We start from the raw sequence: 16270 nt of genomic DNA, 5'->3' as shown, positions 1-16270 counted from the left end.
AATGCGCCGAACGATTGAGTGATCAATTGTTCGGCATCCTTTTTTATCTTGATAAAAAGGCCATTGAGCCGACGTACGGGCTGTGCTTCCCTATTTTAGACTGCACAGAAGCCCGCTTTTGCATGTAGGGGTGCACGGCTCGGGCGTCCGCTCCAGCTGAATTGAAAGCATACATGCAGGATTGTTTAAACGGAGGCACGAGCCGTGCATGTCTACATGCCTTCGAGCAACTCCTCCCATCAACTATTTTACACTGCAATACGACCATGATAGGTATGTAGGGACGCACGGCTCGTGCGTCCGCTCAAGTTGAATGAAGACACAAAAGTATGGCTCGTTGGAGCAGATATCCATTCCGTCGACTTTTACATTTATCCAACCTGATAACCAACGACTTGCACCTTATGTTTCAATCTCACCTATTTTGCCGTGCGAAATGGCTGAGATTACACGGTAAAATAGGTGATATTACGCGGTGAAATGGCTGAGATTACAAAACAGAACGACAGAGGTCAAAGCACAATAAAATTGAAACGAAATCGCATTTGAAACATTTTAAACTATAGATTAAATGGTTTTAACCTTACATTCCGATGTATTTCAAACGTTTTCCGATAGATTTTCAACCTTCTCCGCTTCCTTTTTCCATATCTTTGTGCCGAATTTGCCGATGAAGGACACATTGAAAAAGAAGCATACTTAAATATAATATCAACTTATGAAAAAACATCTTTATTTATTTCTGACGCTTTTCAGCCTCTTTCTCCTTTGGGGAAATGGTGTGCAGGCACAAACTCAGACGCCACATGTAAGCGGTTCTGTGTTGGACACAGAGAACAATCCGATCATTGGGGCCAGTGTTATGGTCAAAGGAACCAAAGAGGGAACGATTTCAAACACGGAAGGCAACTTCAGTATCAAGGCCGCTCCGGGATCCGTTCTCGTTGTCAGCTACATCGGATTTGCCACACAAGAGGTGAAAGTTACAGGGCGTGGAAAACCGATAATCATTACGATGAGAGAAGACACCAAGCGTTTGAACGAAGTGGTTGTCACGGCTTTGGGCATCAAGCGCGAACGTAAAGCGTTGGGATATTCGTTGAGTGAAATCGATGGAAAGGAGTTACAGAAGGCAAAAGAGACGAATGTCATCAACTCGTTGGCCGGAAAAGTGGCCGGACTCTCCATCAGTCAGACTGCAACGGGGCCTGCGGGCTCCACAAGAGTAATCCTCAGAGGAAGCACGGAGCTAACGGGAAACAACCAACCGCTGTATGTCATCGACGGCGTTCCCATGGATAACACCAACTATGACAGCTCCGATCAATGGGGAGGTTTCGACCTCGGCGACGGAATCTCAAGCATCAACCCCGACGATATCGAGAATATCTCAGTGCTGAAAGGGCCTGCTGCCTCGGCTTTATACGGGAGTAGGGCCTCTCACGGTGTGATTCTTATCACGACGAAAAAGGCAAGTACGAAGAAAGACTTCTCGATTGAACTGAACAGTACGGCTACGATTGAGACGCAACTCACGAAATGGAGCGACGTACAATATGAGTTCGGACAAGGTTCTGACGGTCGCATCACGCTCTCCGACGACCGATATTCCTCCAATCGCAACTGGGGACCGAGAGTCGACCCCGGTCTTTATCTGACCTATTTTGACGGCGTGGCTCGTCCGTTGCTCGTTGTCAAGGATAACATCGACGGCTTTTTCCGCACGGGAGTCAACACAACCAATTCGCTGATCATCGACAAAATGGTGCGTAAAACAGGCTTGCGTGTGACCTATACCGACATGCGTGACAAGGATCTTATCCCCAAAACGCACATGTCGCGCAACACTTTGAACCTCCGTGCCAATACAAATATCACGAAATATGTGGACTTAGACTTCAAAGTTACGTACACCCACGAGAACGTTCACAACCGTCCTGCAGTGGCCGATCACCGTGCTAACATCGCCAAAAACCTGATGACGCTTTCCACAACCTTTGACCAAGCATGGCTGCGCGACAACTATCAGGATGCCAACGGGGAATACTACAATTGGAACGACGGCGATAGATACAACATAAATCCCTACTGGGTGCTGAATAAAATGTCCAATGATACGAAGAAAGACACCTATAGAGGTTCGGCAGTCATCAGATATCGTCCGTTCAAACAAATGTCATTGCGGGCCACTCTCGGTACGGATATGAATTTCCTCGTCTTTGAAGACTTTGCTTATCCTACGTCTCCCGGACGCGAAATGGGTGCGCTTACTATCAAGGATTACCGCAATCGTACCTATACCGCAGAGTTCTTGGCAAGCTATAGAGACCGGTTTAAGAAACTAAACTATGGTGCTACAGTCGGTGGGAACATCTATAAGGTAGACAATAAGACGCGAATCATCATGGCACAAAACATGGTCATGCGCGATGCCAAGGCTTTGGAGAGCTTCTCCGAGCGGAAAATAGAGGAAGAACCCTATTGCAAACAAATCAATTCCGTTTATGGAAGCCTCAATTTGGGTTATGATAACTTCGCATATATGGATATGACGCTGCGCGGCGACTATTCTTCCACGCTCCCAATACAGAACAATCTCTATTGGTATCCATCGGTTTCGGGCAGTTTCTTATTCTCGGAGTTCTTCCATATCAACAAGAAAATATTGCCATATGGCAAGGTACGTGCTTCGTGGGCAAAGGTTGGACACGATACTTGGCCTTACTTGTTGCAACTAATGTATGAAATGGCACCCCATAATTTTGGGAAATATCCGATGGCTTCTATTACAAACGACGTGATTCCCAATAAGAAACTTAAACCAACCATGACAAACTCTGTGGAATTGGGATTTGAATTGAAGTTCTTGAACAATAGGATTGGGCTCGATGTCACCTATTATAATCAGCATAGTAGGGACCAAATCCTTCGAATGAACACAGCACACGGCTCAGGTTACAGATTTAAGATGGTCAATGCCGGAGATATTGAGAACCGAGGTATCGAGATTGTGTTGAATACACGGCCGATAGACCTGCAGGATTTCAGCTGGGATCTGAACATGAACTTTGCAAAGAACAAGAATAAAGTCAGGAAATTAGCCCATGGAGTAGATGAGTTCGAATTGTCTTCAGCCCGTTGGCTTGGTGTAAAAATCGTAGCCAAGGTGGGCGAGAACTATGGTTGTATCATGGGACAAGACTTCCTGCGCAATGCAAATGGCGATGTTATCATCGATGGAAAGACGGGATTGCCCAAAATAACCGACGACTTGAAAGTCTTAGGTAATGCAACATGGGACTGGACGGGCGGACTTACGACCAACTTCCGCTACAAAAATCTCACGCTTGGAGCTATCTTTGATGTCAAAGTAGGCGCAGATCTCTATTCCATGTCAGCTCGGTCGGCCTATTATACGGGTAAAAATAAGGAAACACTCGAGGGAAGAGACGGGTGGTATGCATCAGAAGAGCAACGTTTACAAGCCGGTGTGGCCCCCAAAGATTGGAAGCCTACGGGAGGATACATTGCCAAAGGCGTGATTGAGCAGCCCGATGGGACGTATAAACCGAATGATATTTATGTCAACCCGCAGGATTATTGGATGCATGTGGCCATGAATACGGCTCGTCCATTCATTTATGACAACTCGTATGTCAAGCTGCGTGAGCTGACTTTATCGTATGCTTTCCCGAAAAGATTGCTGGGGAAGGTTATCCAGTCGCTGTCCGTTTCGTTTGTTGCACGTAACCTTTTCAACATCTACAAGAACATTCCCAATATCGACCCTGACTCCAACTATAACAATGGACCGTCTTTGGGACTCGAATACGGCTCACTTCCGTCGAGAAGAAGCATTGGAATGAACGTAAACCTCAAATTCTAATGAAAGAAAGAACTCAATTATGAAAACAACACATAAACTTTTAGCTTGTTTGCTTTGCTTGTCAGCCTTTGCATTATGCGCTTGTGACGACAGTGCCTTTGAGTCAATGAACACCAACTCAAAGAGATCATCGAATGCAGACCCTAATTATCAGCTCACACAATGCGAAGCACAGATATGGGGCTTTTGGCTTTGGCATGAAACAACCCTTAATTACGTTTCTCCTTTTTGTCAATACCTGATGGGTAACTGGGCAACGACCACTTATGGCGGCCGTTATGCGAAGCATCCGCAATATGTGGGCGCAATCTATGACTACATGTATGTGCTGACGCTCAAGAACCTCGTTGACATTGTCAACCGCACAAGCAACATAAAACAGCGCAATCTGCATTATATAGCACGCATATTCAAGGTTTACTGCTTCGGTATCGTCACAGACCTCTATGGCGACGTACCTTATTTTGAGGCCTGTCGCGGACATTTCGACGACAATGTGCTGCCGACGTTCGATAAACAACAAGACATCTATAAGGATTTCATGAGCGAACTACAGACAGCTGTCGACTCTTTAAGTGCCAGTGAGAAAACAAAGGTGAAGGGAGATATCATCTATGATGGCGATATCTTGAAATGGAAAAAGCTGGCTAACTCACTCCATTTGCGCTATGCTATGCGCATGGTAAAGGCAGATCCCGCATTTGCCAAGCAGGAAGTAAGTAAAGCTTTGCACAATCCCGGCGGATTAATCTCATCAGCTGAAGAAGAAGCACTCGTCAAATACGTCTATGACAGCTTTGATTGGGCCACCATGGAATACAGACGTAATGGCATAGCACTGCTGATGAAGGGAACAGGAGAATATCCTGCAACCTATATCTGCTCTACGTTCTTCAATCAATTAAAAGATACCAACGACCCAAGGTTGTTCGTCTATTGCCGCACTTACGATGAAACGTCGCCCAATAATCCCTTTGGTCGCCATGACATCACAGAGGATATGCTGTCCGCACCGAAAGCAAAATTCCAACCGGTAGACCCGGGTTACTTCTCTTGGGAGCGATGGCCGAGTGGCTATTGGAGCTCAAAGATGCAGAAATACTATGCAAAGGAATGCCGACCGCAAGTCAATAACTTCTACTTGAGGCCTACTTCGCCCGGCGTTATCATGACCCTTGCCGAGACAAAGTTGCTGGAAGCCGAAGCCGTGGCACGGTGGGGAAGCGAGATGAGCAGCAAAACTGTCGAGCAACTCTACGAAGAAGGTGTGAAAGCCGCGTTCCATCACTTGGAAAGTTATGGGGCCGAAGCCTTCAAGGATGCTGACATCAACACGTATATTGCAGCCAACAACGTATCGGCCGACCAAAAAGACCAAATCGAGAAAATCAATATGCAACTATGGATCCTGCATTTTGACAACCCATGGGAAGGATATGCCAACTGGCGCAGGGTTGATTACCCCGTATTAAAGTCTTCTACAGAATACGGAGCCAAGTGCTTAAACTCGCAAACTATTCCTTTACGCCTCTGTTATCCGCTCTTTGAGGGCACATATAACAAGGCCAAGTATGAAGAAGTGCTGCAACGACTCGGCGGAACTGATGATTGGAACAAGCCCGTATGGTGGGATCAATAACGAAACCTCTTGATAAAAATAAATGTTTTCAAGCATGTAACTCAATTCATAACAAAATATAGCGACACAATCATGAAACATCTTTTTTTAATATTGCTAAGCCTCCTTGTTTTGGGCAATGTTTTCGTTAGTTGTAAAGATGAGAAAACAGACTTCACGGAACTCGGAAAAGATGAATATCCGCAGATTTTCGGACAATGGCCTGACAAGAAAAGCAATGGAGATCTCGGAGAGTTCAATCTCACATTGGGCGACACATTAAAGCCAATCGTTCAATATACGCCTTCACAATACAGCGAAGGGACTTGGTATATCGATGGGGAAGTGGTCCATCGAGGCACAGGTCTCTGCTATATCCCCAAGGCGATCGGTACCTATAACGTTAAACTGGTTGTGAAGACGGCCAAATACGAGACTTCACGTGAAGCTGTCCTCAACGTATGGAGCCGTTAATAAAGAGTTGTAGCAAATGACATTACAATCAACAGACAGGCATGTAAAATCGGCTTATGGTCGGTCTTGCCTTTCTGTTTCAGTCATTTTACGACCCAATCTCAGCCATTTTACCATGCAATATCAGCCATATTGCGCGGTAAAATGGCTGAAATTAAATTACAAAATGACTGATATTGTGCAGTAGAGACGCTTTTCCAACCTTCTAACCTGAAAAGAATAAGTTTTCATTCTCCTTTGAATGCCTTTACAAAAATATATCCTGTATTTACAGCCGTTAATGCTTTTGCATATTAAAAACCGCTTGTGAACCTTTCAAGAAAGCAGGTATAAAATCCAAATCTATTCAACAACAACTGCCGTCTCTAATGCCTCTAAATGGAAAAATCATTTAATTTTAACACCTTAATCTATTAATAAAGAAAGAAAAAATGAGAAAATTAGGTTTAACTTTTTTGATGATGTGTTTATCTCTTACTGCCGTTTTTGCGCAGGATTATAAAAATCGCATCAATGAGAACGAGAGTAAGGTACCTCAGTTTACGCTGCCTGATGTGCTGACATGCAATAATGGGAAGAAAGTAAAGACGATAAAGGACTGGGAAACTATCCGTCGTTTAGAGTTACTTGAGATATTCTCTTCGTTAGAGTATGGACGTACGCCAACTGAAAAAATCAAAGTGTCGTACGATTTGCTCTCCGAAGACCCGAATGCGCTGAACGGAAAAGCCACCCGCAAGCAGGTTCTGTTCACGTTTACGAATGGAAGGAAGAAGATCGAAGCCATTCTGTTACTTTACCTACCGAATAAGGTGAACGGAAAAGCACCGGTTTTCATCGGATATAACTTTCTTGGCAACCAATCGACAACCACAGAGAAACCCATTTTTGCGTCTCCTTCAATGCATTTGTCAGAGGATCCCAGCAGTGAAGTATGGATTCGTGCCAGTCAGAAAAGGCGTTGGCCGTTTGAAATGATCATCGATCGCGGTTATGCTGTAGCCACAATGTTCTACGGCGACATCTATCCTGACCTCAATGGGCTGCGCGATTACAGTGTCATTTCTTTGTTCTCTGATTACGACAAGAGGTCCAAGAATCACGATGAATGGAATGCTATTGGCGCTTGGGCATGGGGATCGAGCCGTATAGCGGATTATATCATCGATAACGAGAGCAGGATAGACGGCAATCGTATTGCATTGCTCGGACATTCGCGGCAAGGTAAGGCTGCACTTTGGGCCGGTGCACAAGATACTCGGTTCAAGGTTGTCATATCAAATTGCTCAGGTTGTGGCGGAGCTGCACTTTCCAAGAGAGTTTTCGGCGAGAACGTTGCCCGGATTACGACTACCTTCCCGCATTGGTTCTGCCCGGCATTCAATCAATATGCAGGAAACGAGGCAAGTATGCCATTCGACCAACACGAGTTATTGGCTTTAATCGCCCCGCGTCACTTGTATGTTGCCAGTGCAGAAGAGGACATGTGGGCCGACCAAAAGGGCGAGTATCTCGGAGCTTATTATACAAAAGACGTGTATAAACTGTATGGAATGCATGGCTTGGACAGCCCTATACCACCGGCAATTGAACAACCTATTCACAATGATGTAGGCTATCATATCCGCAGGGGCATTCATGATGTCACCAATTTCGATTGGACGCAATACTTGAATTATTGTGATAAATACATGAAATGAACCCTATCATGTTGAGACCTCTGTAAAATCCTCTTCGAGACTTTTGCAGAGGTCTCTTTTTTATACGAATACCGGCCGTCAATGAGGCCGATATCGGGCAATGTTGCACCAAGTGGCACGTACTTTTCTTTCTGTCTTTTCAGCCACAATCGTTTTTTTTACGTTTTATTTGCCTTATTGTCAAAATAAAACCGTATTTTTGCAACGACCAGTTCTCAATACAATGAAAAAATACTTCATGTTTATATTCCTGCCATGGGCACTTGCCTGCGGAGCGCACTCGGCCACACAGGGAAATTTAATCCGCAATATTCCGGTTTCTACCGCCCTCGGTTATGCCGCCGGCAGTGCATTGTCGGCACACAATGTGGGCAGCACGGTCGGCGAGTTAGCCTACATACAGTCGCCTCATCAAGACTGGACGGTTTATCTTCTGCTCGTTTTGCTGACGTTCTACAGCATTCGGCGCAACTATCTGGGCCGAATTGAAAGGCGACTTTTCATGCGCAGACTGCAATTCTTCGCAAATACGGCGCATGACATGCGGACACAGCTGACCTTGATTGTCAATCCTTTAAGCGATTTGGACGACGAAAACGGCTTGTCGCTTGAAGAACGTCGGAAACTTTCACCCGCTTTAGTCGGTGCCCGCAACCTTTATCAACTCACCACTGAACTGCTTGACTTCCAAAAGATAGACTTTCGCGCATCAGGCAGCAGGAAAAAACGTACGGGGCACTGCGACCTGAAAGCCCGTCTGAGCGAAATCGTCGCACATTGCGCCCCACTCTTCCATGAAAAAGACATACATCAGCGGCTGATCCTGCCGAAAGAAGAAGTGACGGTGGGGATGAACCGCAACGAAATAGACCACGTATTATATAATGTGATTTCAAACGCCGTGAAATATAACCGTCAAGGCGGAAAAGTCACCATCGAATTGCAACAGGACAAACATCATACAACTGTTGCCGTCAGCGACACGGGCATCGGAATTCCGCAGAAATCGCAGAAAAGAGTATTCACCTTGTTTTACAGGGCAGCCAATGCAACCGGCGACAATCCCAGTGGCAACGGACTGGGGTTGGCTTTTGCGCGCGAAATCATGCGAATGCACCAAGGCGACATCACGTTCGACAGCACCGAAGGTAAGGGAACGACGTTCTTCATCACCTTTTCTCGCAAGCAACGGCATTGGAAACTGCTGCGACTGTTATCGCCGTTGCGCGCCCATATCAGGCATCAAAGGCCGCGAATGGCCGGACCCATTGCTCATCGGCTGCAGCTTCAAACGGCTCAGCCGACTGTCTGGCAAAGCGAAACCGGCTTGGAAGATACGCTGCATCGGAAACGTTTGATGATTATTGAGGATAACGACGCACTTCGTTCCTATCTGTATGATGTTTTTAAAGACGATTATCAGGTTGTTACGATGCCCGATGGCGACACGGCACTGGCCGCTTTGAAGCAGAACACGGTAGACTTTATCATCAGTGATGTGCTGATGCCGGGCATCAAAGGCGACACTTTGTGCCGCAAAATCAAGACTTCTGTCGAGACATCGCATATCCCCGTCATTCTGCTGACGGCCAGATCGGGAAGAGCGGAGGCCATGAAAGGCTTCGATTGTGGGGCCGACGACTATATTCCGAAGCCGTTCGACTCGGCAAAACTCAAGGCGAAGGTGCGCAACATGCTCAATGCACAGACCCGATTGCGCGAGAAAGCCGTGCAGCAATACGGCTTCAAGCACGAAACGGAAGTCACAGACCGGACCACGGACACGGAAAACAAACCCGAACTGAATGAAACCGACCACCGTTTTCTCGACCATTGTCTTTCATACGTCATGGAAAATATGAACAAAACAGACTTCTCCATCAAATCGCTATGCAGGGAAATCGCGGTGAGCCGCACCATTTTATATGAGAAACTGAAAGCCCTGACCGGGAAATCGCCCGGAGAATTCATCACGATCCTGCGCATGCGAAAGGCTGCCGAACTGTTGCAGAGGGGCGAACAAGTGCAGGAAGTGGCCGTGGAAATAGGGCTCTCGGATGCCAAATATTTCAGTACGGCTTTCAAAAAGTACTACGGTATCTCGCCGAGCAAATTCAAAAAAGGGGCCTGAAACGGTTTTTCATTTCCCTTTATCAACCAATCTATAACTTTCAAACATCAAAATCTAACCATCATGACAGCTAAACAGCGCAACTTTATTGGTTTTTTATTTTTCAGTCTGAGCGTTCTTCCGTGCCGGGTCGAGGCACAACAGTTCGCACCACCCATCATGGGATGGAGTTCTTGGAACACTTTCCATGTCAACATCAGCGATTCACTGATACGAACACAAGCCGACGCAATGGTCAGGTTGGGCTTGAAAGACGTGGGCTACACCCATATCAACATCGACGACGGCTTCTTTGGCTGGCGAGATGCCTCGGGTGAGATGCATCCTCACCCGCAACGTTTTCCGAATGGGCTGAAAGTGGTGGCCGACTACATACATTCGAAAGGCTTGATGGCCGGAATCTACTCCGATGCAGGTGCAAACACGTGCGGTTCTAAGTATGATGCCGACGACCATGGCTTCGGTGCCGGCCTTTATGGGCACGAAGAGCAAGATGCCCGACTGTATTTCCGCGATTGGGGCTTTGATTTCATCAAGATAGATTACTGCGGTGCCGGCACATGGCTCGACCTTGAGGAGCAGAAACGATACACTGCTGTCTGCGAAGCCATCAAGAAAGAGGCCGGACATCCGGTTTCCATCAACATTTGCAGATGGGCTTTCCCCGGTGTTTGGGCGAAAAACATCGCCACTTCTTGGCGCATCAGCCGCGACATTCTGCCCAATTGGAGCTCCATCAAGTATATCATAGAGAAAAACATGTATCTTTCGGCCTTTGCAGGTGACGGCCATTACAACGACATGGACATGCTTGAGATTGGTCGCGGCCTGAAACCAAGCGAGGAAGAAGTGCACGTCGGCATGTGGTGCATGATGAGTTCGCCGATGCTTATTGGCTGCGATCTCAACAAACTCAATGAAAGTTCGCTGGCATTATTGAAGAACCGAGAGCTGTTGGCCATCAACCAAGACCGATTGGGACTGCAAGCCTATGTTGCTTTACGCCAAGGTCCCGGCTATGTCTTCGTGAAAGACATCAAAGAACGGCGCGGATTGACAAGAGCCGTAGCGCTCTACAACCCTGCCGACACGGCATTGAGCTTCGAAGTCCCGCTGTCTGAATTGGAATTGGCAGGAAAAGCGAAGGCGAAAGACGTCATTTCGCATGCGGAGGTAAAGATAGAAACCGTGAAAAGCCCTGCCATGAACGGCAATGTGCTGAAGGCTACGGTGCCGGCACATGGAATCAAGGTAATGACCATAGAGGCCAAGCAACGCATAGCGCCCACGCGTTATGAAGCAGAGTGGGCTTATCTGCCGGCTTACAACGATTTGGGCAAGCGCAAATTGCCTGTAGGTTTCACCAAAGTGAAAGGCTCCAGCGGCGGAATATGCGTTTCGAACGTGGGCGGCGACATGGACAACACGCTCGTTTGGAAGCATGTGTGGAGCGAGCAAGGCGGAACCTACAAGCTACGCATCAGATATGTCGATGCACAACGGCTCACCATGAAAGTGATGGTGAACGGAAAAGAGGCCTACGCGCTCCAAACCTCCCAACAAGCCATAGCCAAAAACCAAATTGATTTCAAAGAGGCTGCGTTCGAAATCAACCTGAAGCCGGGCGACAACGAAGTGAAACTCTACAGTCCCTTGACCTTGATTCCCGCCGTCGATTGCCTTTATGTGGATAAAACCGTCACGGGGAAATAGGGCTCAGTAGAGATTTAATGGGTTACGCGCCATTTGTCTCTCCCCCCATTACCCCAAATCGGTCATTAAAAGGCTTGCGCTCGGAGCGCAGTTAACATCTGTTTAGCTTTGAAGCCTTTGCCCTAGGGCGACGTTAAGACATATTTACATTTGAGACTTTCGCCCTAGGGCGATGTTAAGACATGTTTACATTTGAAGCTTTCGCCCTAGGGCGACGTTAAGACACGTTTACATTTGGAGCTTTCGCCCCGGGGCGACGTTAAGACATGTTTACATTTGGAGCTTTCGCCCCGGGGCGAAAGTCATTTTCCTTTCCATTTGATGCTTGCGCATACGGAGCAAGGTAATGACCGAATTGGGAGGAATAAAATCTCTGTCGAGCCAAAAAGCAACCGAGAAAGGGTGCAGTTCTCGTCGACCGACAAGCGAAAAGCGCCAAGATGCATGCTTCGATGCTTCTTGGCGCTCGCTGTTTGTTTCAGAAATGCATGGCTTCGGCCCTTGAACAGGCCAGAAGACGTGCGCTTACTTCTTCACCGGCTTTGCTTTCTTGTTGCACTCACCCTTCTTGGCAGCGTCTTTCTTGCAGCAAGGTTTCTTATCGCACTCTTTCTTGCTGCATTTTTTGTCGTCTTTCTTGCCGTCTTTGCACTCGTGCTTGTCGGCATCGCACTTCTTGTCTTTGGCACACTGTTCGGTGTGATTACACTTCTTGTCTGCCGGTTTCGCATTCTGTGCATTGACAAAACCAAACGAAGCAACCATCAGGGCTGCACATAACATCATTTTTTTCATATCGTTTTATTTTTAATTGAACACTGCAAATATAGCACGAAGCATCAAAATATAGAAAAAAAATTATCTGAAAATAACATTTTTCACTTATTTTCGTAAAACACTTCGCATGGCAAACCACGCATGAAAGGCTAAGGTCGTGAGCAAACCATAGTGACGTTGCATCACTCGGAAACGCTCTTTCAGCGATGCCCTGTGGTGCTTTACGCTCATTCCGCCATCGAGATAGTCAACGATGACGGCGTTGACAGGCCGCAAAGATAGGCCGTGTTGCGCTGCATCTTTCATGACACGGATACACCAATCCACATCAGCCGAGAACCTGAAATGCAGATTATAGGGATTACGTTTGGCTATATCCGTGCGGCAATAAAAGGCTTGATGGCACACCACCATACCGTGACGGAACGACTTCCACGTGAGATTTTGGGGCGGACAGAGGCGGCGATGACGCACGAAACGGCCGTCATTGTCAACGATATCCGTGTCGCCATAGAGCACGCCGGGGAGCGTTTCGCCCTCTCCAACGCAGGCGGCAATGTGGTCAAGTGTGTCTGAGGGTAGAACATCGCCCGCATTGATAAACACAAGATAGTCGCCTGTGGCCTTATTGATGCCTTTATTCATGGCATCATAGAGTCCCTTGTCGGGCTCGGAGCTGAAAACGACGCGGTGAAAGCAGTCGGTTCGGCTGTCGTTCTCCGTGATATAACGGTTCACCATGGCTATTGTTGCATCTTGCGAAGCCCCATCGAGAATGATGTGTTCCACGTGCGGATAACTTTGGTTGAGCACGCTGTCGAGCGTTCTTTGCAGCACTTCGGCCGCTTGATAGGTGCAGGTGATGATGGAAAAGGTAATCATGTGCGATTGTTTTTGAGCGAAAAAGCCCGGTTGTACACCTCTATATATTTCATGGCAACGGCATGTTGCGAGTAACTTGCCGTCACTTTGCGAACGGCTTCTCGGCTTAATGCCTCGCTGTCGGCCTCGTTGAGCACCCAATACAAGCCCTTGGCAAGGTCTGAGACATTACGATATTCGGCCACATATCCGTTTTTCAGATGGTCGATTTCTTCGGGAATACCCCCCACATTGAAGCCCACACAGGGCACACCGCAGGCCATTGCCTCCATAATAGTGTTGGGAAGATTCTCTGAAAGTGAGGGCAGAACGAACACATCGGCGGCGTTATAGATGTCTACTATCTGTCGAGTGTCATTCACATATCCTAAATTACCCGTGCAGAAATCAAAGACATCACCTATGTTTCCTCTACCTCCACCGAGCACGGCAACAAAGGTGTTATGCACCATCTCTGGGTGTTCAGCCGCCATTTTGTGGCAGGCGTCAATAAGATAAAATATGCCTTTGTTCTCGTTTGCTATACGTTGGGCGACAAAGAGAATGACTTTCATGTCTAAAGGTAAGTTGACACGCAGTCGCGCTTGCTTTTTGTCGTGTGGTCGGAAGATGCGGGTATCGATGGGATTAGGTATCGTTTGTATCTGTTGGTCGGCCAAAACGGCACTCTTTCGAGCCTCTTTTTCGAGCCATTTGCTACAGGTGACGAATGAGATGTTGCGATCCTTGAGCATCGTTTTCTTGCGACGGAGCACCTTATAAGACAGGTCGTGGGGCGAACCGCCATGTGGAAGTAGACGGCAATTGCCGCAAGTTGACTGGTAATGCAGGCAGCCGAGCGTGATGTGACAAATGCCGGTGGCAGGCCAAATATCGTGCATCGTCCACACAACAGGCTTGCCACTGTCGAGTATTCTGCGTATTCCTTTCAGCGAAAGCATGCCTTGATTGACCCATGAAAGATGGATAATATCGGCTTCTTTGAACTCCGGCAGCCGCGTGATGTCGCTTCCTACATTGGCCATATCCACCTCGAAGAGATGTTGTTTGCTGAAACGAAGATGCCAAAAGATGCACCATCGTTCCCAAAGAAAATGCAATTGATTGCGCAACTGATGGGGAAGTTCTGCCACACTGATGTCGTTTGTCAGCTTATCGCGCACCAACATCTTGGCCTTCACACCGTTGTTGTTGAGTGCCTCCATCAGTCGGTTGGCTGCAACGGCAGCCCCTCCGGTGCGTTCGCTTGTGTTTACAATCAGAATTCTCATTATTCTTTCGACTATCTCCTTGCAAAGATAGACGAAATAATTTTTCCACACAAAAAATACGTTAATTTCTTGCATCTAAATCAAAAGCGATGTATCTTTGTAGTATCAAAATCAAATGTTAATAATTAGTAGTAATAGATCTCAAAGGTTAGTCATTCATTTTAAGGTAAAGTTTAGTAAGATTGTTTCATGGCTGGCAATGGCGACCGTGAGGTTACCATTTACTTTGAGAACAAAGAAAACAAACCATCGGAGCCCGTGATTGGGTTCCGATATTTTTTGTCTTAAGATGACACTTTTCCTTCCGTTTTATAGCCAGGTTAGCGAAAATATCGTAAATTTGCAACAGAAAATAATGAATTTATAAATAAAATTACCGAATTATGAGAGTAGCAATTGTTGGAGCAAGCGGTGCCGTAGGACAAGAACTCCTGCGTATTCTTGCTGAGAGAGACTTCCCTGTGGACGATTTGGTCTTGTTTGGTTCGGCACGCAGTGCAGGTCGGAAATATAACTTCAAGGGCAAGGACTACGAAGTGAGACTCCTGCAACACAACGACGACTTCAAAGGCGTTGATATCGCATTCACATCAGCCGGTGGTGACACTTCCGAGGTGTTTGCCGAGACCATCACAAAGCATGGAGCCATCATGATTGACAACTCAAGTGCCTTCCGCATGTGCGACGACGTGCCGTTGGTGGTGCCCGAAGTGAATGCCGAAGACGCCTTGAACTGCCCCCGACGCATCATAGCCAACCCCAATTGCACCACAATTATGATGGTTGTCGTGATGAAACCGATTGAACGGCTCAGCCATATTCGTAAAATCCACATCGCGAGCTATCAGAGTGCAAGCGGAGCCGGGGCCGCTGCCATGCAAGAATTGGAGCAACAATACAAGGAACTCGTCGAAGAAGGACGGGTGAAGACCATCAACAAGTTCTCTCACCAGCTGGCTTACAATGTCATTCCGCAGATTGACAAAATGACGCCCAACGACTACACCAAGGAAGAAATGAAGATGTTCAACGAAACACGCAAGATCATGCACAGCGACGTGCGCACGAGTGCCACCTGCGTGCGCATCAGTTCGCTTCGTTCCCATTCTGAAAGCGTGTGGTTCGAAACTGAGGAACCGATTTCCGTCGAATCCATTCGCAAGGCCTTGGCAGCAGCTCCCGGTGTCACCTTGGTTGACGACCCACAGCACTATGTTTACCCGATGCCTCTCGACAGTGCAGGGAAAGACGACATCTACGTGGGCCGCGTGCGCAAGGATCTGGCCGATGACAACAGCAACACGCTTTGGCTTACAGGCGACCAAATCCGCAAAGGAGCAGCCTTGAATGCCGTGCAGATTGCTGAATATCTGAACACACACAGAAAGGACTAATAGCCATAAGCTTCTCCCCTACCCTGCTTCCCGAAGAGGGAGGGGGAGTAAACGTTTATACCTTGCCTTTTAATCCCAGTGCATTTTTACACATCAACAAGCCATGATGTCGATGCAAGAAACGCACGGTTCGTAGGGACGCACAGGCCGTGCGTCCCTATATACTATAAAGCATGCAACTTAGTCACTCGTTTACTTGCCAACTGTCAATCGGAATGCGAGCGGACGCACGAGCCGTGCGTCCCTACATACTGTAAAGCATGCAACTTATTCGCTTTGTTTACTTGTCAACTGTCAATCGGAATCGAGCGGACGCACGAGCCGTGCGTCCCTACATACATTCGAATGATAATCAATTGCTTACACTTTATATTTCAATCTCAGCCATTTCATCGTGTGAAAGAGTCGGGCCTTTGTAACTTTT

General features: G+C 47.2%; 10 protein-coding genes. 7 read left to right on the top strand and 3 right to left on the bottom strand.

Annotated features, from left to right (window positions below):
• Positions 1-718: 718 nt before the first annotated feature.
• The 6 genes from HMPREF9944_RS04195 (at position 719) to HMPREF9944_RS04170 (ending at position 11522) form a co-directional block, all read left to right on the top strand.
• A complete protein-coding gene (locus tag HMPREF9944_RS04195; RefSeq protein ID WP_008564666.1) occupies positions 719-3886 on the top strand; it encodes a SusC/RagA family TonB-linked outer membrane protein in 3168 nt (1055 codons plus the stop codon).
• Positions 3887-3905: 19 nt separating this feature from the next.
• Positions 3906-5525, top strand: coding sequence for a SusD/RagB family nutrient-binding outer membrane lipoprotein (locus HMPREF9944_RS04190; RefSeq protein ID WP_008564665.1), 1620 nt, complete (start codon positions 3906-3908; stop codon positions 5523-5525).
• A 72-nt stretch (positions 5526-5597) separates the two neighbouring features.
• Positions 5598-5978 (top strand): hypothetical protein, encoded by a 381-nt coding sequence (locus tag HMPREF9944_RS04185; protein WP_008564664.1) that lies wholly within the window; start codon positions 5598-5600, stop codon positions 5976-5978.
• A 431-nt stretch (positions 5979-6409) separates the two neighbouring features.
• Positions 6410-7678 (top strand): alpha/beta hydrolase family protein, encoded by a 1269-nt coding sequence (locus HMPREF9944_RS04180; RefSeq protein WP_008564663.1) that lies wholly within the window; start codon positions 6410-6412, stop codon positions 7676-7678.
• Positions 7679-7901: 223 nt separating this feature from the next.
• Positions 7902-9809 (top strand): hybrid sensor histidine kinase/response regulator transcription factor, encoded by a 1908-nt coding sequence (locus HMPREF9944_RS04175; RefSeq protein WP_044113347.1) that lies wholly within the window; start codon positions 7902-7904, stop codon positions 9807-9809.
• 63 nt (positions 9810-9872) lie between these two features.
• Positions 9873-11522, top strand: coding sequence for an alpha-galactosidase (locus HMPREF9944_RS04170; RefSeq protein WP_008564661.1), 1650 nt, complete (start codon positions 9873-9875; stop codon positions 11520-11522).
• 525 nt (positions 11523-12047) lie between these two features.
• Here HMPREF9944_RS04170 and HMPREF9944_RS04165 read toward each other — a convergent pair.
• The 3 genes from HMPREF9944_RS04165 to HMPREF9944_RS04155 form a co-directional block, all read right to left on the bottom strand.
• A complete protein-coding gene (locus tag HMPREF9944_RS04165) occupies positions 12048-12317 on the bottom strand; it encodes a hypothetical protein (protein ID WP_008564660.1) in 270 nt (89 codons plus the stop codon).
• Positions 12318-12404: 87 nt separating this feature from the next.
• Positions 12405-13181 carry a glycosyltransferase family 2 protein gene (locus HMPREF9944_RS04160; protein WP_008564658.1) on the bottom strand — a complete coding sequence of 259 codons (777 nt, stop codon included), beginning with the start codon at positions 13179-13181 and terminating at the stop codon, positions 12405-12407.
• Positions 13178-14452: a glycosyltransferase family 4 protein gene (locus tag HMPREF9944_RS04155; RefSeq protein WP_044113346.1), complete on the bottom strand. Its 1275-nt coding sequence runs from the start codon at positions 14450-14452 to the stop codon at positions 13178-13180. Before HMPREF9944_RS04155 ends, HMPREF9944_RS04160 begins: the two co-directional genes overlap by 4 nt.
• Positions 14453-14835: 383 nt before the next feature.
• Between HMPREF9944_RS04155 and HMPREF9944_RS04150 the strand changes: the two genes are divergently transcribed.
• On the top strand, positions 14836-15846 hold the full coding sequence (locus HMPREF9944_RS04150) for an aspartate-semialdehyde dehydrogenase (RefSeq protein ID WP_008564655.1): 1011 nt from the start codon (positions 14836-14838) through the stop codon (positions 15844-15846).
• Positions 15847-16270: the final 424 nt, after the last annotated feature.

It is taken from the genome of Segatella maculosa OT 289, assembly GCF_000243015.1.
GTDB classification, from domain to species: domain Bacteria; phylum Bacteroidota; class Bacteroidia; order Bacteroidales; family Bacteroidaceae; genus Prevotella; species Prevotella maculosa.
This window is presented reverse-complemented; position numbering and strand designations above follow the sequence as displayed.

What these genes read in the sequence shown, in the direction of transcription:
- HMPREF9944_RS04195 (WP_008564666.1), top strand. Translation starts at nt 719, where the DNA reads ATGAAAAAACATCTTTATTTATTTCTGACGCTTTTCAGCCTCTTTCTC.
- HMPREF9944_RS04190 (WP_008564665.1), top strand. Translation starts at nt 3,906, where the DNA reads ATGAAAACAACACATAAACTTTTAGCTTGTTTGCTTTGCTTGTCAGCC.
- HMPREF9944_RS04185 (WP_008564664.1), top strand. Translation starts at nt 5,598, where the DNA reads ATGAAACATCTTTTTTTAATATTGCTAAGCCTCCTTGTTTTGGGCAAT.
- HMPREF9944_RS04180 (WP_008564663.1), top strand. Translation starts at nt 6,410, where the DNA reads ATGAGAAAATTAGGTTTAACTTTTTTGATGATGTGTTTATCTCTTACT.
- HMPREF9944_RS04175 (WP_044113347.1), top strand. Translation starts at nt 7,902, where the DNA reads ATGAAAAAATACTTCATGTTTATATTCCTGCCATGGGCACTTGCCTGC.
- HMPREF9944_RS04170 (WP_008564661.1), top strand. Translation starts at nt 9,873, where the DNA reads ATGACAGCTAAACAGCGCAACTTTATTGGTTTTTTATTTTTCAGTCTG.
- HMPREF9944_RS04165 (WP_008564660.1), bottom strand. Translation starts at nt 12,317, where the DNA reads ATGAAAAAAATGATGTTATGTGCAGCCCTGATGGTTGCTTCGTTTGGT.
- HMPREF9944_RS04160 (WP_008564658.1), bottom strand. Translation starts at nt 13,181, where the DNA reads ATGATTACCTTTTCCATCATCACCTGCACCTATCAAGCGGCCGAAGTG.
- HMPREF9944_RS04155 (WP_044113346.1), bottom strand. Translation starts at nt 14,452, where the DNA reads ATGAGAATTCTGATTGTAAACACAAGCGAACGCACCGGAGGGGCTGCC.
- HMPREF9944_RS04150 (WP_008564655.1), top strand. Translation starts at nt 14,836, where the DNA reads ATGAGAGTAGCAATTGTTGGAGCAAGCGGTGCCGTAGGACAAGAACTC.